The sequence below is a fragment of the Streptomyces sp. ATCC 21386 genome (assembly GCF_018728545.1).
GTDB lineage: Bacteria > Actinomycetota > Actinomycetes > Streptomycetales > Streptomycetaceae > Streptomyces.
On record NZ_JAAVVL010000001.1, the window covers coordinates 2,490,206 to 2,511,310 of the forward strand.

At 70.2% G+C, this 21,105-nt stretch carries 17 protein-coding genes; 8 read left to right on the top strand and 9 right to left on the bottom strand.

Annotated features, from left to right (window positions below):
* Nucleotides 1-230: 230 nt before the first annotated feature.
* Entirely contained in the window at nucleotides 231-641 is a 411-nt protein-coding gene (locus GWK25_RS10925) for a hypothetical protein (protein WP_215449606.1), read from the bottom strand.
* Nucleotides 642-1,129: 488 nt separating this feature from the next.
* On the bottom strand, nucleotides 1,130-1,345 hold the full coding sequence (locus tag GWK25_RS10930) for a hypothetical protein (protein ID WP_215449607.1): 216 nt from the start codon (nucleotides 1,343-1,345) through the stop codon (nucleotides 1,130-1,132).
* 679 nt (nucleotides 1,346-2,024) lie between these two features.
* On the opposite strand from GWK25_RS10930, the gene GWK25_RS10935 reads away from it, so the two are divergent.
* The 4 genes from GWK25_RS10935 (at nucleotide 2,025) to uppS (ending at nucleotide 8,974) form a co-directional block, all read left to right on the top strand.
* The gene (locus tag GWK25_RS10935; protein ID WP_215449608.1) at nucleotides 2,025-2,627 is read left to right on the top strand and encodes a recombinase family protein; all 603 of its coding nucleotides are present in this window, start codon (nucleotides 2,025-2,027) and stop codon (nucleotides 2,625-2,627) included.
* Nucleotides 2,628-2,733: 106 nt separating this feature from the next.
* Entirely contained in the window at nucleotides 2,734-4,314 is a 1,581-nt protein-coding gene (locus GWK25_RS10940; RefSeq protein WP_215449609.1) for a 3' terminal RNA ribose 2'-O-methyltransferase Hen1, read from the top strand.
* Nucleotides 4,311-6,899, top strand: coding sequence for a polynucleotide kinase-phosphatase (locus GWK25_RS10945; RefSeq protein ID WP_215449610.1), 2,589 nt, complete (start codon nucleotides 4,311-4,313; stop codon nucleotides 6,897-6,899). Before GWK25_RS10940 ends, GWK25_RS10945 begins: the two co-directional genes overlap by 4 nt.
* A gap of 218 nt (nucleotides 6,900-7,117) precedes the next feature.
* Nucleotides 7,118-8,974: a polyprenyl diphosphate synthase gene (gene uppS / locus GWK25_RS10950; RefSeq protein WP_215449611.1), complete on the top strand. Its 1,857-nt coding sequence runs from the start codon at nucleotides 7,118-7,120 to the stop codon at nucleotides 8,972-8,974.
* 245 nt (nucleotides 8,975-9,219) lie between these two features.
* On the opposite strand, the gene GWK25_RS10955 is transcribed toward uppS, so the two are convergent.
* Together GWK25_RS10955 and GWK25_RS10960 are read right to left on the bottom strand one after the other, a co-directional pair.
* Nucleotides 9,220-10,119: an NAD(+)/NADH kinase gene (locus tag GWK25_RS10955; RefSeq protein ID WP_215449612.1), complete on the bottom strand. Its 900-nt coding sequence runs from the start codon at nucleotides 10,117-10,119 to the stop codon at nucleotides 9,220-9,222.
* Nucleotides 10,116-11,231, bottom strand: coding sequence for an SPFH domain-containing protein (locus tag GWK25_RS10960; RefSeq protein ID WP_215449613.1), 1,116 nt, complete (start codon nucleotides 11,229-11,231; stop codon nucleotides 10,116-10,118). Before GWK25_RS10960 ends, GWK25_RS10955 begins: the two co-directional genes overlap by 4 nt.
* 193 nt (nucleotides 11,232-11,424) lie before the next feature.
* On the opposite strand from GWK25_RS10960, the gene GWK25_RS10965 reads away from it, so the two are divergent.
* Together GWK25_RS10965 and argF are read left to right on the top strand one after the other, a co-directional pair.
* Entirely contained in the window at nucleotides 11,425-12,648 is a 1,224-nt protein-coding gene (locus GWK25_RS10965; protein WP_215449614.1) for an arginine deiminase, read from the top strand.
* Nucleotides 12,649-12,794: 146 nt separating this feature from the next.
* On the top strand, nucleotides 12,795-13,802 hold the full coding sequence (gene argF, locus GWK25_RS10970) for an ornithine carbamoyltransferase (protein ID WP_215449615.1): 1,008 nt from the start codon (nucleotides 12,795-12,797) through the stop codon (nucleotides 13,800-13,802).
* A 66-nt stretch (nucleotides 13,803-13,868) separates the two neighbouring features.
* Here argF and GWK25_RS10975 read toward each other — a convergent pair whose 3' ends face one another.
* Nucleotides 13,869-14,321 carry an ATP-binding protein gene (locus tag GWK25_RS10975; RefSeq protein ID WP_374105920.1) on the bottom strand — a complete coding sequence of 151 codons (453 nt, stop codon included), beginning with the start codon at nucleotides 14,319-14,321 and terminating at the stop codon, nucleotides 13,869-13,871.
* Nucleotides 14,322-14,709: 388 nt separating this feature from the next.
* Between GWK25_RS10975 and GWK25_RS10980 the strand changes: the two genes are divergently transcribed.
* Both GWK25_RS10980 and GWK25_RS10985 read left to right on the top strand, forming a co-directional pair.
* Nucleotides 14,710-15,537 (top strand): enoyl-CoA hydratase family protein, encoded by an 828-nt coding sequence (locus GWK25_RS10980; protein WP_215449617.1) that lies wholly within the window; start codon nucleotides 14,710-14,712, stop codon nucleotides 15,535-15,537.
* A complete protein-coding gene (locus GWK25_RS10985; RefSeq protein ID WP_215449618.1) occupies nucleotides 15,537-17,966 on the top strand; it encodes a bifunctional salicylyl-CoA 5-hydroxylase/oxidoreductase in 2,430 nt (809 codons plus the stop codon). The genes GWK25_RS10980 and GWK25_RS10985 overlap by 1 nt, the downstream gene beginning before the upstream one ends.
* A 30-nt stretch (nucleotides 17,967-17,996) precedes the next feature.
* Here the strand turns inward: GWK25_RS10985 and cysC are convergent, their stop codons facing one another.
* From cysC to GWK25_RS11005, 4 genes are read right to left on the bottom strand one after another with little or no spacing between them, the layout of a single operon-like run.
* Nucleotides 17,997-18,557, bottom strand: a complete 561-nt coding sequence (gene cysC / locus GWK25_RS10990; protein ID WP_215449619.1) for an adenylyl-sulfate kinase — start codon at nucleotides 18,555-18,557, stop codon at nucleotides 17,997-17,999.
* Entirely contained in the window at nucleotides 18,554-19,798 is a 1,245-nt protein-coding gene (locus GWK25_RS10995; protein ID WP_215449620.1) for a glycosyltransferase family 4 protein, read from the bottom strand. Before GWK25_RS10995 ends, cysC begins: the two co-directional genes overlap by 4 nt.
* On the bottom strand, nucleotides 19,795-20,205 hold the full coding sequence (locus tag GWK25_RS11000; RefSeq protein WP_215449621.1) for a hypothetical protein: 411 nt from the start codon (nucleotides 20,203-20,205) through the stop codon (nucleotides 19,795-19,797). Before GWK25_RS11000 ends, GWK25_RS10995 begins: the two co-directional genes overlap by 4 nt.
* The gene (locus GWK25_RS11005; protein ID WP_215449622.1) at nucleotides 20,202-21,098 is read right to left on the bottom strand and encodes a sulfotransferase; all 897 of its coding nucleotides are present in this window, start codon (nucleotides 21,096-21,098) and stop codon (nucleotides 20,202-20,204) included. Before GWK25_RS11005 ends, GWK25_RS11000 begins: the two co-directional genes overlap by 4 nt.
* Nucleotides 21,099-21,105 lie beyond the last annotated feature (7 nt).

The following is a 21,105-nucleotide window of genomic DNA, read 5'->3' on the forward strand; positions in this document are numbered from 1 at the left end:
GGTCTGGCGCTCTTCCGTGTGAAGAGGACTCCCTTAGGTCTCTCGTACTTGAAAGCCTGTCCTGGTTCGATAGACAGCCCCGCACTCCTCAGTCCCTCCAAAGCCTCTCTAAGCGCCCTGTCGTAGTCGGCTCCTGGAAACTCTCGCTCGAATGCCTCTCTCGGGTACTGCTCTCCGGTATCCCGTAGCTCTGTGAAGAGCGCGGTAGCCGGAAGACTGAGATTCATTGGCTAGCCCTCCAAGACATAGAGATGCGTTGTGCGCTCACCCATAAAGCCCTGTGTTGAGCTAGTCAGCTCATGGACGATGCCGGAAGCCTTGAGATGCTCTAGAGCCGTTCTGAACTCTCCAGGAGTAGCACCAGGGAGAGCCTCAGTGAAATCACGCTCTACGTCGCTCGTTACGGCTGGTCTTCCCTGAGCGTCATACTTACGAATCATGTCGACTAGAGCCGGTCCGGCATGGGTCATGATTGCCTGTGCTCGCTGCTGCTCCTGATAGGCCGCAACCATTCTGCGCTGCTCCGTCTCTAGGGCTTCCTGCTTAGCTCTCTTCTCTTCCTGGTACTGCGGGTCAAGAATGCGCCCCCAATAGTTGCTGCGCTCCTGAGAGCCGAAGGTAAATGCGTTGGGGTTGGTCATTGGTTCTCTCCTTGATTCAGTGTGTATCGGTGTGGCTTACGGCTACGGTCGACCGTTAGCCATCCTTGGTCTTCTAGCTTCCGCACGGCGTCTCTCAGATCTTTTGCGTTTACTCCTGATCCGATCACCTTGCACAGGTGGGGTTGGTTGAGGCGGATTACCTTCCCGTCCTCTCCTGCATGGCTCTTCAGGTACAGCCATAGGAATTTCGCTCTGGCTGACAGCATGTCGTCTCTCAGGAGAGGCACAGGGGCTTCAACGAACTGCGTCTCTGTCATGTCTTCCTTTCTCTACGCGACTAGGGCTCTCTCTGGCCACTCAGACAGCTCTCTAAGGCACTCTCTGATGTGGTCCGGGGTCATGTGTGTCTCGTGCGCGAGTACGCCCGTAGAGACGTACTCATGTCTTTCGTTGTGTGCTCTGATCACGTGTAGCACCGTGAATGCCTCAGGGCTGATCTCTGCAATGCTTGTGCTCATGTCTGTACCTCAAGCAATCCAGCCGTTACGGCGTAGCTCTTCCTTACAGGCATCGAGCGGTACGTATGGAACACGCATTTTGGCTAGATAGTCTTCCCAAGCCTCTTCAGTGAGGGGAAGGCCGATTTGCCATGCAGACCACACGACTTTCGCTTGTGTGGACAGGTTCTTGACCTGGTGAATGGGTACGACTGGCACGGTCGTACGCGGAATGGTCACGCTCATAGTTATTGCTCCAGGTTGGTCGATAGGTTTTTCTCTCCGTCGACCTCGCCCTTCTGTATTAATTATCCCACGCTATGCGTCGGGTTTGGTGAGAGCCTGAGTGCCCCTGAGCAGCGAAAAGCCCTAGCAATCACAATCAGTAATTGCTAGGGCTTCTGTCGTTACCGTATGTAAGGTGTAGTTACTCGACCTGTCCGCTATCCGGTAAGTGTGTGAGAAAGATCACACTTTATGGTGCTGTTCTTGCAGCGCTTCCAATGCTAGATACCGGCGCTACTCGTCCGCTCGCCGCTCCCTGGGAGAACGCTGCTGAGCGGCTCTCCAGTGCGTTCCCAATGTCGCGCATGCCGTCCTCGGCTAGCTGCGCCCCTTGCTCGCTGCGCGCTGCCGTGTCGGCTCCCATGCGGTCGACCACGTCTAGGTCTACGGGGTTCATGCCCATGATCAGTCTCCTGTCTGTCGTATCTCTCCGCCTCTGCTCCCTCTGTCTTCTATTGTCCCAGTTCTGTGGCAACGTTTGTGTCGCTCTGGCTGTTCATCAAACGATCGTTAGGTGAACCTGACTCCGCACCCTCCGGGTTGACCGCAGAAGTAGCCGCTTCCGTTCATCAACCCGTTCATCTATCTGGTACTGTTCGTCTTGTTGGGGCAGGGGTTTGATGAACGCGGAGGGGTAGTCATGGCGCTGGTTGGTCTGGTTCGAGTGAGCACGGACAAGCAGGAGACGGCTCGACAGCACGACGCACTGAATGAGGCAGGGTGCGTCAAGGTCTTTGAGGAGAAGATCTCTGGGAAGCTCAGCGTCTCGGAGCGCCCTGGTCTCCTCTCCGCTCTGGAGTACATGCGCGAGGGAGACATGCTCACGGTCCAAGAGGTTGACCGGCTCGGCCGGAACCTCCTTGAGGGGCTGTTGATGCTGACTGATCTGTTCGAGCGTGGCGTAGCCGTGAAGGTGCTGGACGGTATCGCCAAGGGTGAGCACACCGAACGGAGCCTCATCCTGGATCTTGCATTCGCTCTGGCTGAGGACCGACGCCGGGACATCGTGAAGAAGACCAAGAATGGTCTTGAGACGGCTCGGAAGAACGGCAAGGTAGGCGGACGCCGTCCGGTCATGACTGAGGCTCTGACGGCTCAGGCCGTGGCGCTGCGGGACAAGGGATTCACCATCCGGCAGATTCAGCCGCACCTCACCTACAAGACCGGTAGCGGAGAGACCCGTAACCCCTCTGTCGGTGCCATCTCTCAGGCTCTCCAGGCATACGACGAGAGCCAGAGCTGAACGGCTCACAGAGCCTCACAGGACCCCTGCCCACTGGTGGGGGTCTTCTGCTGTCCCTAGGTAATCCAGTACCGGCATGGGCCCGACCACACCCATACTCGGACACGTGTTCCTGACGATCTCGACTATTGGCGACGAGCAGCACCCGGCTACTGACCTGGGGTTCCTCCTCCACAAGCATCCTGACAACCCGTTCTCAACCAAGCTGTCCTACGGCACGGCGCACGTCCTCTACCCCGAGGCGGACGTCGAGCGGTGCACGGCCGCGCTGCTGTTGGAGGTGGACGCGGTGGCACTGGTCCGAAGGGGCAAGAGCAAGGGCCGCGGCGGCGCCCCCGACGCGGCGCTCGCCCAGTACGTCAACGACCGCCCGTACGCGGCCTCCTCCCTGCTCGCCGTCGCGCTGAACGACGTCTTCTCCAGCGCCGTGCGCGGCCAGTGCAAGGCCCGCCCCGAACTCCCGGAGCAGGTCCGCCCGCTGCGTGTCGAGATACCGGCGCTGCCCGCCCGGGGCGGCCCGGACCTCGTCGTCAAGCTCTTCGCGCCGCTCGGCTGGACCGTCACCGCCGAGGCGGTGCCGCTGGACACCCAGTTCCCCGAATGGGGCGCCTCCCGCTACGTGCGGCTCGTCCTGGAGTCGGAGTCGCTGACCCTCGCCGAGGCACTGCGCCACCTGTACGTGCTGCTGCCGGTGCTCGACGACGCCAAGCACTACTGGGTGTCGTCCGACGAGGTCGACAAGTTGCTGCGCGTCGGCGAGGGCTGGCTCCCGGACCACCCCGAGCACAAGCTGATCACCAGCCGGTACCTCTCCCGCCGCTGGTCGCTGACCCGGCAGGCCATGGAGCGCATGGAACTCGTCCGGCTGGCCGAGGCCGACGACAGCGAGGTCGAGGAGATCGACAACGCGGTCGAGGAAGCCGCGGACGGGGAGGCCGACGGCGAGATCACGGCGGAGGCCGAGGCCGAGCCGGGTGCCCCCGCCGAGACCGGGGGCGAGTCCGGCTCCGGAGCCGAGCCCGGGACTGGGACCGCCGAGAAGTCGACCCCGCTGGCCGTGCAGCGACGCGACGCGATCATCGCCGCGCTCAAGGACTCCGGCGCCGCCCGCGTCCTCGACCTGGGCTGCGGTCAGGGCCAGTTGGTGCAGGCGCTGCTCAAGGACGTCCGCTTCACCGAGATCGTCGGTACGGACGTCTCGATGCGCGCGCTCACCATCGCCTCCCGCCGCCTCAAGCTCGACCGCATGGGCGAGCGCCAGGCCGCCCGGGTCCAGCTCTTCCAGAGCTCCCTCGCCTACACCGACAAGCGTCTCAAGGGCTATGACGCCGCCGTGCTCTGCGAGGTGATCGAGCACCTCGACCTGTCCCGGCTGCCCGCCCTGGAGTACGCGGTGTTCGGCTCGGCCCGCCCCCGCACCGTCCTCGTGACCACCCCGAACGTCGAGTACAACGTCCGCTGGGAATCCCTCCCCGCCGGGCACGCCCGGCACAGCGACCACCGCTTCGAGTGGACGCGGGAGGAGTTCCGCGCCTGGGCGACCGCCGTGGCCGAACGGCACGGCTACGAGGTCGAGTTCGTACCCGTCGGGCCCGACGACCCCGAGGTGGGGCCGCCCACCCAGATGGGTGTGTTCAAGCAGCGCGACACCGACAGGACCGACGAGAAGGAGGCGAAGGCAGCATGAGCGAGACCATCCAGCAGACCGGCAAGGGACGCACCCTGCCCGTCACCGACTTCTCCCTCGTGGTGCTGATCGGAGCCTCCGGCTCGGGCAAGTCCACGTTCGCCCGACGCCACTTCAAGCCCACCGAGATCATCTCGTCGGACTTCTGCCGGGGCCTCGTCGCGGACGACGAGAACGACCAGAGCGCGACGAAGGACGCCTTCGACGTGCTCCACTACATCGCGGGCAAGCGCCTCGCGGCCGGCCGCCGTACCGTCGTCGACGCGACCAGCGTGCAGCAGGAGTCCCGCAAGCAGCTGATCGAACTGGCCCGCAAGCACGACGTGCTGCCGATCGCCATCGTGCTCGACGTACCGGAGGAGGTGTGCGCCGCGCGCAACGCGGCTCGCACCGACCGCGCCGACATGCCGCGCCGCGTCATCCAGCGCCACACCCGCGAACTGCGCCGCTCCCTCAGGCACCTGGAGCGCGAGGGCTTCCGCAAGGTGCACGTCCTGCGCGGCGTCGAGGAGATCGACCACGCCACGATCGTCACCGAGAAGCGCTTCAACGACCTCACCCACCTCACCGGCCCGTTCGACATCGTCGGCGACATCCACGGCTGCGCCGGCGAACTGGAGGCGCTGCTCGACAAGCTGGGCTACGTCGACGGCGTCCACCCGGAAGGCCGTACGGCCGTCTTCGTCGGCGACCTGGTCGACCGGGGACCGGACAGCCCGGCCGTGCTGCGCCGTGTGATGTCGATGGTCGGCTCCGGCAACGCGCTCTGCGTGCCCGGCAACCACGAGAACAAGTACGGCCGTTACCTGAAGGGCCGCAACGTCCAGCACACCCACGGGCTCGCCGAGACCATCGCGCAGATGGAGGACGAGAGCGAGGAGTTCAAGCAGGAGGTGCGGCGGTTCATCGACGGCCTCGTCAGCCACTACGTCCTCGACGGCGGGAAGCTGGTCGTCTGTCACGCCGGTCTGCCGGAGAAGTACCACGGCCGCACCTCCGGCCGGGTCCGCAGCCACGCGCTGTACGGCGACACCACGGGCGAGACCGACGAGTTCGGACTGCCGGTGCGCTACCCGTGGGCCGAGGACTACCGGGGCCGCGCCGCCGTGGTCTACGGCCACACCCCGGTGCCCACCGCCACCTGGCTGAACAACACCATCTGCCTCGACACGGGCGCGGTCTTCGGCGGCAAGCTGACCGCGCTGCGCTGGCCGGAGCGCGAACTCGTCGACGTACCGGCCGAGAAGGTCTGGTACGAGCCGGCCAGGCCCCTGGCCACCGAGGCGCCCGGCGGGCACGAGGGCCGGCCGCTGGACCTGGCGGACGTGCACGGCCGCCGGGTCGTCGAGACCCGGTACGCCGGCCGGGTGTCGGTCCGCGAGGAGAACGCGGCCGCGGCCCTGGAGGTCATGAGCCGTTTCGCGGTCGACCCGCGGCTGCTGCCGTACCTGCCGCCGACCATGGCGCCGACCGCGACCTCGCACGTCGAGGGCTACCTGGAGCACCCGGCGGAGGCGTTCGCGCAGTACAAGGAGGACGGTGTCGCGCGGGTCGTGTGCGAGGAGAAGCACATGGGTTCCCGGGCGGTCGTCCTGGTCTGCCGTGACGCGGACGCGGCCCGTGCCCGCTTCGGCGGTGGGGGCACCTCCCGCTCGAGCGCAGCCGAGGGTGGGGGAGGGCCCACCGGCTCCCTCTACACCCGTACCGGCCGCCCCTTCTTCGACGACGAGGCGCGCACCGAGCTGGTCCTCGCCCGGATCCGCGAGGCCGTCACGGCAGCCGGGCTCTGGGACGAACTCGACACCGACTGGCTGCTGCTGGACGCCGAGCTGATGCCCTGGTCGCTGAAGGCGTCCGGGCTGCTGCGCACCCAGTACGCGGCCGTCGGCGCCGCCTCCGGCGCGGTGTTCCCGGGCGCGCTGGCCGCACTGGAGGGCGCCGCGGCACGCGGCGTCGACGTGGGCGACCTGCTGGGCAAGCAGCGCGAGCGGGCCACCGACGCCGCCGCGTTCACGGAGGCGTACCGGCGCTACTGCTGGCCCACCGAGGGCCTGGACGGCGTCCGGCTCGCCCCCTTCCAGATCCTCGCGGTCCAGGGCCGCAGCCTCGCCGCGCTCCCGCACGACGAGCAGCTCGCGCTGCTGGACCGGCTCGTCGAGTACGACGTCAGCGGTCTGCTGCAGACCACCCGGCGCCTCTTCGTCGACACCGGGGACGAGGCCTCGGTGCGCGCCGGCATCGACTGGTGGCTGGAGATGACCGGCCGCGGCGGCGAGGGCATGGTCGTCAAGCCGGTCGGCGCGGTGGTGCGCAGCAGCCAGGGGCGGCTGGTCCAGCCGGGCATCAAGTGCCGGGGCCGGGAGTACCTGCGGATCATCTACGGCCCGGAGTACACCCGTCCGGAGAACCTCGCCCGGCTGCGCGGCCGGTTCCTCAACCACAAGCGGTCCCTCGCCCTGCGCGAGTACGCCCTGGGGCTGGAGGCCCTGGACCGGCTCGCGGAGGGAGAGCCGCTGTGGCGGGTGCACGAGGCGGTGTTCGGGGTACTGGCCCTGGAGTCGGAGCCCGTCGACCCCCGGCTGTGAGACCGACGCCCGCCACGGACGACCCTCGTCCGTGGCGGGCGGACCCGCGCCCGTGACATGACATTGCGGCTGATAATGTCGCGAGCAGGCGTGGCCGTGTTCCGCGTTCGAGAGGTTCCGGCGGTGCTCGGGGGGACAGCGATCGAAGCCGATCGCAGGCGACCGCTGTCACCCGAGTCGGTCCCATCGGTCCCAGTCGAAGGTATGTGGGGTTTCCCATGCGTCGCACCACCACCCCGTCCGGAACGCGGTCCGCGGCCGGATCCGCCGGGCGGTCCGGTCGAGAGCGGTCGGCCCTCGACGCCGCGTACGACGAGTGCCGCCGCCTGGTCCGCACGACCCGGCCCACCGAGTACGCGCTCATGCAGCTGATGCCGCCGACGGTCCGCCCGGCGTGCTGGGCCCTGTACGCCGCACTCGCCTCCGCCGACGACCTGCTCGACTCCACCGAGGGCACGCCGGGGGAGCGCAGCAGGCGGCTCCGGGAGTGGCGGACCGCGCTGGAGGCCGACCTGGCGAGCGGCACCAGTGACGACCCGGTACGGCTCGCGCTGACCGACGCGGTCTGGCACTGGGGGCTCGACCCCGCGGATCTGCTGGGCGCCCTGGACGCCGTCCAGGGGGACGAGGCCCGTGAGGGTGTCGCGACCTGGCAGGAGTGGCGGGAGCGAGCCCACGCCCAGAACGTCAGCTGGCCCGAACAGTTGATGCGCATGCTGGTCCGCTCCGGGCTGCCCGTCCCCGTGCGGCTGCGCGACCTCCCTGGCTTCACCCGGTTCGTGGACGGCCTGTTCCTCGCCGACATGCTCCGCGACCTTCCCGAGGACCTCGACGCCGGGCAGGTGTGGTTCCCCACCGAGGTCCTCGACCGCCACGGCGTGACCCGGGACGAGCTGATCTCCCGCGCGTGGACCCCGGCCGTCCGGCGGCTGCTCGCGCACCTCGTCGACCAGGCCCGGCAGTGGCTGGAGAGCTCCCGCCGGGCGCTGCGGAACACGCTGCCGCTGGGTCCCGCCATCGTGCTCGACACCGCGGTCGAACTCTTCGGCGCGGAGCTGGACGCGATCGAACGCTCCGGCTCGGCCGTCCTGCACCGCCCGGTACGCGTGCCCCGGCACACCGCGTGGCGGATCGTCGGCCCGGCCCGCGCCCGAGCCGCCGTGGTGTGGCGGCTGACGCTGCCGCCGGGCAGGGACGACGCCCCGGTGCGGACGGCCGGGGCCGCGTCGTCGTCCGGCGGTACCGGAAGCGACTCGGCTCCGGGCCCCCTCACCGGCCCCGAACGGCTCGTCACACGGATCGCCGAACCGCCGCTGCCCCCGCGCCCGCACCGCGACGGCGCCCGCCCGCCGGCCATAGCCGAGGCGCACCTGCCCCAGCACGTGGCGATCGTCATGGACGGCAACGGACGCTGGGCCACCGGGCTCGGGCTGCCCCGCGACGAGGGCCACCGGGCCGGAGCGGTCGCCCTGCGCGACGTCGTCCAGGGCGCCCTGGAGATCGGCCTCGCCCATCTGACGGTCTACGCCTTCTCCACCGAGAACTGGAAGCGGTCGCCCGACGAGGTCTCCAAACTCTTCGCGATCATGCGCGCCGAGCTGCTCGACGGTGAACTGCTCGACCACGACGTACGACTGCGCTGGGTGGGGTCCCCCGACGGCCTCCCGGAGGACGTGGTGGAGGTCCTCCGCGCTCAGGAGCACGCCACCCGCAACCGCACCGGTCTCACGCTCAACGTCTGCGTCAACTACGGCGGCCGGGCCGAACTCGCCCAGGCGGGAGCGGCGTTGGCGCGTGCCGCGCTCGCGGGCGAGGTGGACCCCGCCCGGGTCTCCGAACAGCTCTTCGCCGCGCACCTGCCGCACCACGCCCTGCCGGACGTGGACCTCCTGTGGCGCACCAGCGGCGAGATCCGCACCTCCAACTTCCTCCCCTGGCACGCGCATTACGCGGAACTCCACTTCACGGACGGGCCGTGGCCGGAGGTGGACCGGCGCGATCTGTGGTCCGCCGTGACCGCGTACACCCACCGCAAGCGCCGCAAGGGCGCGGCGTCCGCCGACGGGGCCGAGTAGACAGGTCTCGGGGCTGCGGGTTCGTTGTCGGGTGCGGGTGCGGGTGCGGGTGCGGGTGCGTGGGGGCTCGTCGCGCAGTTCCCCGCGCCCCTGAAAGACCAGGCCCTGCGGGCCTGAAGAGCGGCGGGGCTGCAGGGTGAAAGGCACGGGGCGCAGCCCCTGCTTTTCAGGGGCGCGGGGAACTGCGCGAGAAGACTCACCGGGCCCGCACCCGAAAACGCGCCGAACCGGCGGCGCCGCCCGCCTCAGCCCACCAACCGCAACCGAACCCCCGCCACCCCCACCCGCACCGTCTGCCCCCACGTCAGCTCCAGCGCATCCCCCTCCATCCCGTCCCCGAACACGATCAACCGATCCGACTCGACCGTCAGCCGCAGCCGCGCCGCCGCCGCCAACTCCCCCGCCACCAGGGACGTCCCGGTCGCCGGGGACGGCCACGCCTCGCGAACGAACCACAGCAGACGGGCCTCGTCGCGCCCCGGCAGGGCCAGCGCACTGGCCCGTTCCTGCCAGACGGACCGGATCCACCCGCTCGCCCCGGTCCCCGTCCCGACCAGCACCCCGGACGAGGCCTGGGGCTCGACGGCACCCCTGTCGCCGTCGAGCCCCAGCCGGTACCGGGCGGTCTGGTGCCCCGCCGCGCCGAGGTAGATCTCGTTGAGCGCCACCAGCCGCTGCGTGTCGTCCGCGACGGCCTCGACCATCGTCAACTCGTCCACCTGGCTCGTGTGTTGGACCGAAGCGCTGAGCAACTTCGCGGCCTGCTCGGGCCGATGCCGCACCAGCACCCCCGGATTGCGCCGGGGATCGGGGTTGATCCCCACCACCGGCTGCCCGGCGAGGTACTTCGCCGCGTTGGCGACCAGCCCGTCCTGCCCGACCACGACCACCACGTCCTCGGGGGCGAACAGAAAGCGGTCCAGATCGCCCCGCTCGACCCGGGACTGACGCCACGTCAGCGGTACCGAGGAGGCGACCTCGGCGAGCGCCGCGCGTTCCCGCCGGTGCCGCTCGGCCACGTCCTCGATGTCCCGCCCCCGGGACCGCAGGAAGAAGGCGGCCTGCCCGTGCGTGCCGTGCCGGGCCACCAACTCCTCGTACTCGGTGGTGCGATGGACCAGCACCACCCGCGGCGCCAGACTCACGCCCGGTCCCCGCCGCCCGCGCCGCCGCCGAGCCTGGACAGCAGCCCGGTCAGCACATCCGGCGACACCGTCACACTCTCGATCCGCGGCAGGTTCTCCGCGAGCCGCGTCCCGGTCAGCGCGTGCAGCGTCGCGGCGTCCACCTCGGCGTGCACCCGCAGCCATGCCGCCTGCGCCTCGGCCCGCGCCGCGCCCACCTCCCGCGCGGCCCGCGCCTCGGCCTCGGCGAGTTTGACCTGCCGCGCCGCCTCCGCCTGCGCCAGCTTCACACTCCGCGCGGCCTCGGCCTCGGCGAGCTTCACGGTCCGTTCGGCCTCCGCCTCGGTCAGCCGTACCGTCCGGGCCGCCTCCGCGCCCGCCTTCACCGCGTCGGCGGCGGCCCTCTCCTCCGCCTCGCGCCGCGCGTTGGTGCCCCGCTGCTCGACCAACTGCTCCTCGCGCCGGGCGAGTTCGATCTGGCTGGCCAGCTCGTTCTCGGCGATGGCCCGCTCCCGCTCGACGGCCACGGCCCGGCGCTCGTACGTCGCCCGGTCGGCCTCCTGCTGGATCTGCTCCCGCGCCGGTGTCCGCAGCGCCCGCTCCACCTCGGGCTCGGGGCGCAGCGCCACCACGCGGACGGCCACGATCTCGATCCCGGTGGCCGGCAGCCGTGGCTCGGCCGCCAGCCCGCTCGCCACCCGTTCACGGACCGCCGCGACCCCGTCGACCAGGGCGGAGGCCAGTGTCGTACGGGCCAGGACGTCCAGCGCGTGCTGCTGGGCCGTCTCCGTCAGCAGGGTCGACAACTGCTCCAGCGGGGCGCCGCGCCAGGCCCCCGTGTCGGGGTCGATGGAGAAGTCGAGCCGGGCGGCGGCGATCGCGGGGTCGCTCACCCGGTACGTCACCGTCGCCTGCACCGCCACGTCCTGGAAGTCGGACGTACGGGCGTGGAAGGTCATCGCCAGTTCCCGGTCGTCCACCGGGATCTCGGAGAGCGCGGCGCTGAGCGACCGGTACCAGAAGCTCAGCCCCGGGCCGTCGTGCGCGAGCCGCCCGGAGCGGTGGTGACGGATGTGCGCGGTGGGCGCTCCGCGCAGATGCCGCCAGCCGAGCCGTCTGGTGATGTCGGCCATGGATGATCCCCCTCCGATGCTGCCGGACGTGTGCGCGAGCCCGTCTCCGATGTCCGGCCGGCGAGCGATTCGCGTCACTTAGACGATAACGGGAGTCTTCTTTATCGTCAAGAGGACGAGATGGAGGTGGCGGAAGGATTCCGATTCGGCCGACCGGCGGGTGAACACGCGCCCGAATGGTCAGGATGAGGGCATGGGATTCCATGTCGACTCCGAGGCCGGGCGCCTGCGCCGCGTCATCCTGCACAGGCCGGATCTCGAGCTCAAAAGGCTCACCCCCAGCAACAAGACCGCACTGCTCTTCGACGACGTCCTGTGGGTGCGCCGGGCGCGCGCCGAGCACGACGGATTCGCCGACGTGCTGCGCGACCGAGGCGTCGCCGTCCACCTCTTCGGCGACCTCCTCACCGACGTCATGCGGATTCCCGCGGCCCGGCAGCTCGTCCTCGACCGCGTCTTCGACGAGAAGGAGTACGGCCCGCTCGCCACGGACCACCTCAGGGCCGCCTTCGAGACGCTCCCCGTGGGCGAGCTGGTCGAGGCGCTGATCGGCGGCATGACCAAACGCGAGTTCCTCGACGCCCACATGGAGCCGGCCTCCGTCCGCTTCCACGTCATGGAGCTGGACGACTTCCTCCTCGACCCGCTCCCCAACCACCTCTTCACCCGCGACACCTCCGCCTGGATCTACGACGGGGTCTCCATCAACGCCATGCGCTGGCCGGCCCGTCAGCGCGAGACCGTCCACTTCGAGGCGATCTACCGGCATCACCCGCTGTTCCGCGCCGAGACGTTCCAGGTCTGGTCGGAGGGTCAGGCCGACTACCCGTCGACCATCGAGGGTGGCGACGTCCTCGTCATCGGCAACGGGGCCGTCCTCATCGGCATGAGCGAGCGCACCACCCCGCAGGCCGTCGAGATGCTCGCGCACAAGCTCTTCGCCGCCGGCTCCGCGCGGACCATCGTGGCCCTCGACATGCCCAAGCGCCGCGCTTTCATGCACCTCGACACCGTCATGACCATGGTCGACGGCGACACCTTCACCCAGTACGGCGGACTCGGCATGCTCCGCTCGTACACCATCGAGCCCGGCGTCGGGGAGAAGGAGCTCAAGGTCACCGACCACCCGCCGGAGCACATGCACCGCGCGATCGCCGCCGCGCTCGGTCTCGACGCGATCCGGGTGCTCACCGCCACGCAGGACGTCCACGCCGCCGAACGTGAGCAGTGGGACGACGGCTGCAACGTCCTCGCCGTCGAACCCGGCGTGGTCGTCGCCTACGAGCGCAACGCCACCACCAACACGCATCTGCGCAAGCAGGGCATCGAGGTCATAGAGATCCCGGGCAGCGAGCTGGGACGGGGGAGGGGCGGGCCGCGCTGTATGAGCTGCCCGGTGGAGAGATCCGCGGTGTAGGGATCCGCGGCGCTGGGGCCCGGGGTGCCGGGAGCCGGGGCGGGGGCACGCGACGGCGTGGAGGGCGCCGTATAGAAATGTGGAACATCGTATAGACTTCCAGTCTTCCTATCGCTGTCCCTGTCCCGTCGACCCAGGAGCGCCCCATGGCGACCGTTCCCCACGCCCTCGCCGGGCGCCACTTCCTCAAGGAGCTGGACTTCACCGCGGAGGAGTTCCGCGGGCTGATCGAGCTGGCCGTGGAGCTGAAGGCGGCCAAGAAGGCCGGGACGGAGACCCAGTACCTGCGGGGCAGGAACATCGCGCTCCTCTTCGAGAAGACCTCGACGCGCACACGCTGCTCGTTCGAGGTCGCCGCGGCCGACCAGGGGGCTCGGACGGTGTACCTGGATCCGTCCGGCTCCCAGATGGGCCACAAGGAGTCGGTCAAGGACACCGCGCGGGTGCTCGGCCGCATGTTCGACGCGATCGAGTACCGGGGCGACAGTCAGGCGAACGTCGAGGAGCTGGCGGCGTACGCCGGGGTGCCGGTGTACAACGGGCTCACCGACGACTGGCACCCCACCCAGATGCTGGCCGACGTGATGACCATGACCGAGCACAGCGACAAGACGCTGGACGAGATGGTCTTCGCCTACCTCGGCGACGCCCGTTTCAACATGGGCAACTCGTACCTGGTCACCGGTGCCCTGCTCGGCATGGACGTCCGGATCGTCGCCCCGCAGGCCTACTGGCCGACCGAGGAGATCGTCACCCACGCCCGCAAGCTCGCCGAGATCAGCGGCGCGCGGATCACCCTCACCGAGCACATCCACGACGGGGTCGAGGGCGCCGACTTCGTCGCCACCGACGTCTGGGTGTCCATGGGCGAGCCCAAGGAGGTCTGGGACGAGCGCATCGGGGCGCTCTCCCCGTACGCCGTGACCATGGACGTGCTGCGGGCCACCGGCAACGCGGACGTCAAGTTCCTGCACTGTCTGCCGGCCTTCCACGACCTCGGCACCAAGGTGGGCCGCGAGATCCACGAGCTGCACGGACTGGACTCGCTGGAGGTCACGGACGAGGTGTTCGAGTCGGTCCACTCCGTCGTCTTCGACGAGGCGGAGAACCGGCTGCACACGATCAAGGCGGTCCTGGTGGCGACGCTGGCGTGAGGCCGATGCCCCGCGATGCCGGGCCGGCGTTCGGGTCGGCGTTCGGACCGGTGCTCGAGCCGGGGGCTACGCGTGGCGGCGCTGCGGCGGCACCGTCGGCAGCCGGAACCACACCGCCTTGCCGGAGTCCGTGGGGCGGTGACCGCAGGCGGAGCTGAGGGCGCGGATCAGCAGCAGACCGCGGCCGTGCTCCTGCCAGGGGTCGGGGTCGAGGTGTCCCGGGGCGGTGAGGTCGCCCGGGGGAGCGGGGTCGGGGTCGTGGACCTCCACCTTGCAGCCGCTCGGCACCAGCTCGACGACCAGCTCTATGGGGCCCTCCCCGGCGGCGTGCTCGATCGCGTTCGCGACCAGTTCCGCCGTGAGCAGCTCAGCCGTGTCGCAGTCCGCCCCGTGCTCCAGCTCGGTCAGCGCGGTCCGCACCAGGGCGCGGGCCACGGGCACGGCCGCGGCGGTGTGCGGCAGCGCGATGCGCCAGGAGGCGGGGGCGGAGGGTTCGTGCAAGGCGGCTGATCCGTTCATGGAGCAGGTCATGGCTCGTCCTGCTTTCAACGTGATGAATGGTACGGCGCGGACCGGTGAAGTCGCTCGGCGGGCGTCGCGAGGGACCGTCGGCCCCGTTGACGGCGGTCTACCCGTGCCAACGCTCCGCCGCGCCCGACCGAGCCCGTCGTTACCGGCTTGTCGAACGTCCGTGACCGAGTCACGGAGGCCCGCCCGCCGCCTCCCTCGACCCCTGCCCGCGCCCTCCCTCGGCACCTGCCCGCGCCCTCCCTCGGCACCTCCCGCCGCCTCCGTGGCGCCCTGATCGGCCTATCGCGCACTCGTGACGACAGTCAGATAACGGTGATAACTTCGAGGGGCAGGGAAGTAGCCGCGCGTCGCGGTAGCCCCCGAGGAGGCCGCCCGTATGAGTCCCTTCACCGGCTCCGCCGCCCGCACCACCGACTGGCGGCACCTGCGGTGCGAGATCACCGACGGTGTCGCCACCGTCACCCTCGCCCGCCCGGAGAAGCTGAACGCCCTCACCTTCGGCGCCTACGCCGACCTGCGCGACCTGCTCGCCGAACTCTCCCGGGAGAGATCCGTACGGGCCCTGGTGCTGGCCGGCGCCGGCCGTGGCTTCTGCTCCGGCGGGGACGTCGACGAGATCATCGGCGCCACCCTCGCCATGGACACCGCCCAGCTGCTCGACTTCAACCGGATGACCGGACAGGTCGTACGCGCCGTCCGCGAATGCCCCTTTCCCGTGATCGCCGCCGTGCACGGCGTGGCGGCGGGCGCCGGAGCGGTCCTCGCCCTGGCCGCCGACTTCCGGGTGGCCGACCCCACCGCCCGGTTCTCCTTCCTCTTCACCCGCGTGGGCCTCTCCGGCGGCGACATGGGCGCCGCCTACCTCCTGCCCCGCGTCGTCGGCCTCGGCCACGCCACTCGTCTCCTCATGCTCGGCGACCCCGTCCGCGCCGCCGAGGCCGAGCGCATCGGCCTCGTCAGCCAGCTCACCGACGAGGGCAGCGCCGACGAGGCCGCACACACCCTGGCCCGCCGCCTGGCCGAGGGCCCGGCCCTGGCCCACGCCCAGACGAAGGCCCTGCTGACGGCCGAGCTGGACATGCCCCTGTCGGCCGCCGTGGAACTCGACGCGGCGACCCAGGCCCTCCTGATGACCGGGGAGGACTACCGGGAGTTCCACGTGGCATTCACAGAAAAGCGCCCCCCGAAATGGCAGGGCGACTGATGCCGACCCGTCCGGTCATACCGCCCTCAGGTGGAGCCCACCCAGGGGCGCGGGGAACTGCGCGACCAGCCCCCACTCACCCGCAGCCGCAGAACCACCGCAGCCACCCCACCCGGATCGCGATCATCGGCGGCGGCCCAGGCGGCCTCTACGCCGCCGCACTGCTGAAGCGCCTGAACCCATCCCGCGACATCACCGTCTGGGAACGCAACCCCGCAGACCACACCTTCGGCTTCGGCGTAGTCCTCTCCGACGAGACCCTGGGCGGCATAGAACACGCCGACCCGACCGTCTACGACGCCCTGCAACCCCACTTCACCCGCTGGGACGACATCACCATCGCCCACCGAAACACCCGCCACACCTCCGGAGGCCACGGCTTCGCGGCCCTCGGCCGCCGCACCCTCCTCCAGGTTCTCCACGCCCGCTGCCGCGCCCTCGGCGTGGACCTCCGCTTCGGCACGGAGGCCCCGTACCCCTCCTGGCTCTGCGAGACGTACGACCTGGTCATCGCGGCGGACGGCGTGCACAGCGCGACGCGCGAGGCGTACGCCCAGGTGTTCCGGCCCACCGTCCGGACACATCGCTGCCGGTACATCTGGCTCGCCGCCGACTTCGCCTTCGAGGCGTTCCGCTTCGAGATCGCCGAGACCGAGCACGGCGTGGCGCAACTGCACGGCTACCCCTACGCCCGCCCGTCACCCGACCACCACGCCTCAACGAGGCCCTCCGGGCCGCAGAATCGACTCGGAGCGTCCACCGTCATCGTGGAGATGCGCGAGGAGGTGTGGCGGGCCGCCGGGCTGGACCGGGCGGACGAGCGCGAGTCGGTCGAACGGTGCGCGAAACTCTTCGCGGACGCGCTCGGCGGACGCCCCCTGCGCTCCAACAACTCCACCTGGACGACCTTCCGCACGGTCGTCAACGAACGCTGGTCCCACGGCAACCTGGTCCTGCTCGGCGACGCCGCGCACACCGCGCACTTCTCCATCGGCTCCGGTACGAAGCTGGCCGTCGAGGACGCGCTGGCCCTGGTCGCGTGTCTGGAGGAACAGCCCGACCTGGAGCGGGCGTTGCGGGCGTACGAGGAGGAGCGCCGCCCGGTGGTCGCCTCCACCCAGCGCGCGGCGCGGGCCAGCCTGGAGTGGTTCGAGGACATCGGCCTCCATCTCGACCAGCCGTCCCGGCAGTTCGCCTTCAACCTCCTCACCCGCAGCCGCCGCGTCACGCACGACAACCTCAGGCTGCGCGACGCCCACTTCACCGGCGCGGTGGAGCGGGAGTTCGGCTGCCCGCCCGGCACGCCCCCGATGTTCACCCCCTTCCGACTGCGCGGGCTGATCCTGCGCAACCGGGTCGTCGTCTCCCCGATGGACATGTACTCGGCGACCGACGGCGTCCCCGGCGACTTCCATCTCGTCCATCTCGGCGCCCGGGCCCTCGGCGGCGCCGGGCTCGTGATGACCGAGATGGTGTGTGTCAGCCCCGAAGGGCGGATCACGCCGGGCTGTGCCGGCCTCTGGAACACCCGGCAGGCCGACGCCTGGCGCCGCACGGTGACCTTCGTGCACGAGCGGGCGCCCGGCACGGCCATCGGCGTGCAGCTGGGGCACTCCGGCCGCAAGGGCTCGACCAAACGGATGTGGGAGGGCATCGACGAGCCTTTGGACACCGGCAACTGGCCCCTCGTGGCGGCCTCCCCGCTCCCGTACAGGCCGGGCAGCCAGTCACCGCGCGAACTCTCCCGCGCCCAGCTCACCGACATCCGCGAGCAGTTCGCCTCGGCCGCGCTCAGAGCCGCCCGCAGCGGGTTCGACCTGCTCGAACTCCACTGCGCCCACGGCTACTTGCTCTCCGGCTTCCTCTCACCGCTGACGAACCGCCGCACCGACCGCTACGGCGGCTGTCTCGACCACCGGCTCCGCTTCCCGCTGGAGGTCTTCGACGCCGTACGGGCGGTGTGGCCGCAGGAGCGGCCCATGACCGTCCGTATCTCCGCGACCGACTGGGCGGACGGGGGGACCACCGCCGACGACGCCGTCGCGATCGCCCGTGCCTTCGCCGCGCACGGCGCCGACGCGATCGACGTCTCGACGGGGCAGGTCGTCGCCGACGAGCAGCCCGAGTACGGCCGCTCGTACCAGACCCCGTACGCGGACCGCATCCGGCACGAGGTCGGGGTGCCGGTGATCGCCGTCGGCGCCATCTCCTCCTGGGACGACGTCAACTCACTGATCCTCGCCGGCCGCACCGACCTCTGCGCCCTGGCCCGCCCCCACCTCTACGACCCCCACTGGACCCTCCACGCGGCCGCTGAACAGGGCTACGAGGGCCCGGGCGCGCCCTGGCCCGCCCCGTACCGGGCCGGCAGCCGCCGCCCCAACACCGGTCGCACCGACGCCCCCAGACCCCGGCTCACCCTGCCCTAGCCACGCGAGAACGCAGCCGTGGGGTGCCGGTCATACGAGGCCCCGTTCCGCCAGCAGCGCGTACACGGCCGAGGCCGACTCGTCGGGCGTCTGGTGCTGCGTGGGGAGGTGGAGCGCGGGGGCGGTCGGCGGCTCGTACGGGTCGTCGACGCCGGTCAGGCCCTTCAGCCGGCCCGCGGCCTGCCGGGCGTACAGCCCCTTCACGTCGCGCTCGCTGCACACCTCGACGGGCGTGGCGACATGCACCTCGAAGTACGGGGTGCCGCTGGCGGCGTGGCGCCCCCGGACCGCCTCGCGGCTGTCGGCGTAGGGGGCGATGACCGGCACGAGCGCCTTGACGCCGTTCCTGGCGAGGACCTCGGCGACCAGGCCGATGCGCTGCACATTGGTGTTGCGGTCCTCGCGGGAGAAGCCGAGGCCGGCGGAGAGGAAGCGGCGGATCTCGTCACCGTCGAGCACCTCCACCCGATGCCCCTCGGACCGCAGCCGCCCGGCGAGGACACGGGCGATCGTGGTCTTGCCCGCGCTCGGCAGTCCGGTGAGCCAGACCGTGGCTCCCTGGGCCCGGGAGGCCCTGGACGAGGTGGTCATGCGTGAGTTCCTTTCGCGGCGCCGGCGGCGATCCCGTGCCGTTGCTCGTGGAGGGAGGTGAAGAGGGACTCCCAGCGGTGGTGGACCGAGTCCGGGCCGTAGGAGGCCGCCGTGAGGACCGCGGCCACGCCCATGTCGGCGCGCAGCACCTCGTCGGCCATCAGCCGGGCCATGGCGTCGGCGAGCGCGTCGGGGTCCTCGGGCGGGACGAGCAGCCCGTCCACACCGTGCGTCAGCACGTCGGCGGGACCGGTCGGGCAGTCGAAGCTCACCACCGGCAGGGCGTGGCTCATCGCCTCGATCATCACCATCGGCAGTCCCTCGAAGCGTGAACTGAGCACGTAGAAGGAGGCCTTGGCGAGTTCGTCGTCCAAGCGGTCGGTGTGTCCCATGAGGAAGACGTGATTGTAGAGATGGTGTTCGTCGATGAGGCGGCGCAGTTCCGACTTCTTCTCGCCGCTGCCGTAGATCCGCAACTGCCAGTCGGGGTAGGTCTCGACGAGCTTCGCCCAGGCCGGGATCAGCAGGTCGAAGCCCTTCTGCGGGAAGAGCCGGCCGGCCGCCACCGCGATCCTCGACCTGGGGTCGGCGGGGACCTGGTCGAGCGAGTGCACGGCGTTGGGGATCCGGACGACCCTGGTCCCGGGCAGGAGTTCGGCGTACTCCTCGCGGTCGCGTTCGGTGAGCACGGCGACCGCGGCGAAGCGCGGGTACGTCTCCTGGATGCGCTGCTGGACGTCCCGCTTGTGGGTGCCGAGGTTCATGTGCTCCTGGGCGACCCGGACCACACCCGCGGTGGCGTGTTCGGCGGCCAGGAAGTTCAGCGCGGGGCGGGTGGTGACGAGGACGCCGTCGGTCAACGACCGCAGGTACGCGATGAGCCGGTCCTCGACGTACCGGTTGAAGTAGCGGTAGCCGAACTCGCCCTTGGGGATGTGCCGGGCGGGCGCCTCCAGTCGTTCGCCGCGCCGGTGGTCGCGCCAGCGGCCGAGGAGCCCGGACGACGGGGTGTGGGCGCTCTCGCGCAGGTCGACGACGGTGGTGACCCGCACCCGGGGGTCGAGCGGGAACTGGATGTCGTCGCGGCGGCGCAGGGCGCTGACGATCTCCACGGTCCAGCCCGCCGCCACCAAGGCGTTGGCCTGGTTCATCACCGTGCGGATGGTGCCGCCCCGGCCGTACGCGTGCAGCAGCAGGTAGCGGACGCGGGGGCGCCGGGGGAGGGGCGGGCGGTCGGTCATGCGGAGCCTCCCGTGCGGCACTCCAGAGACAGGTTGTCCTTGATCGTGAAGTAGGGCCGCACCCGGAGGTCTCCCGCTCGCTGCTCCGGATACACGAAGATCTTCTTCTTGCCCCGCACGTCGTCGAGGTGCCTCCCGGCACGCAGTTCGACCTCACCGTCGGTCAGGTGGACGTCCCATTCCTCGACGGGCGCGTAGTCCTCGGCGGTGAGGTCGTCGACGGGCAGTTCGGTCTCGAAGCGGTCGCCCTTGACGTCGGCGGCGTAGCGCAGCGTCCGGCCGGTGCGCGCGCGGCGGGTGAGGAGCAGGTGCCAGGTCCCGTCCGCCGGGGTCCCGTGGATGCGTCCGACGAGTCTGATGTGCCCGTCGCGCGGCCACACCTCGGCTATCTCGGCGTGCGGCCTCACTCGCTGTAGCCCCACGCCTCGCACATCGGCCGGAGCAGGTCGGGGATGTCGGCGTCGGCGGGCAGCGCCCGCCCGGCCTGCACCCGGCCGGTCCTGATCTTGTCCCGCCAGTCGCCGAGGCCCTTGACGACCTGGGCGTCGTCCTTCCTGCCGTAGTCGAGCATGGAGGGCTCGAAGTCGAGGTCGAGGAACGCGCACAGCCCCCGCAGCTCCTTCTCGGCGTCGGCGGTGATGTCCTCGTAGCGCACGGTGTACCCGCCGGTGGTGCCCTCGCGTGCCCTCTCGACGGCCCTCATGTAGCGCAGCGCGTCGGCGGCGGCCTCGTCGTAGGTGCGCCTGCCGGGGTCGCCCTCGTGCCAGGACCGGGCGATGGAGACCGGGTGGCGCAGCAGGAAGACGAAGCGGGCGTCCGGCCAGCAGTCCCGGACGCGCTCGTACACGAAGGCGTTGCTCGGGGTCTTCTCGACGATGAACTCCTTGCCCGACCTGACCAGTTCGCGGTGCATGACCCGGTCCCACAGCAGGTGCTCCAGGTCACCGCGCTCCAGGTCGAGGGCGCTCATCGCCTTCCGGGACAGCTTGCTGCCGTAACCGACCTCCAGGCGGCGTATGTGGAGCTCGTGCGGGGAGTGCAGTCGCGGGTGCGCGTTCAGCAGCATGCGCAGCAGGGTGGAGCCCGAGCGCACGGGCGAGATGATGAAGACCGGCCGCCTGAGCAACCGATCCGTCGCGAGGTCCTCGGGAGCGGGACATCGGTACACCGGCGTGGGCTTCTTCGCCGCCCGCTTCGGCGCCGTGGCCCCGCGCGCGGCGGACGCGACCGGGGCGGCCCTGCGTACTTCCAGACCGGTGGTGGCGGTGAGGGCACGGTTCAGGTTGCGCATGAGGCTCATGCGTCAG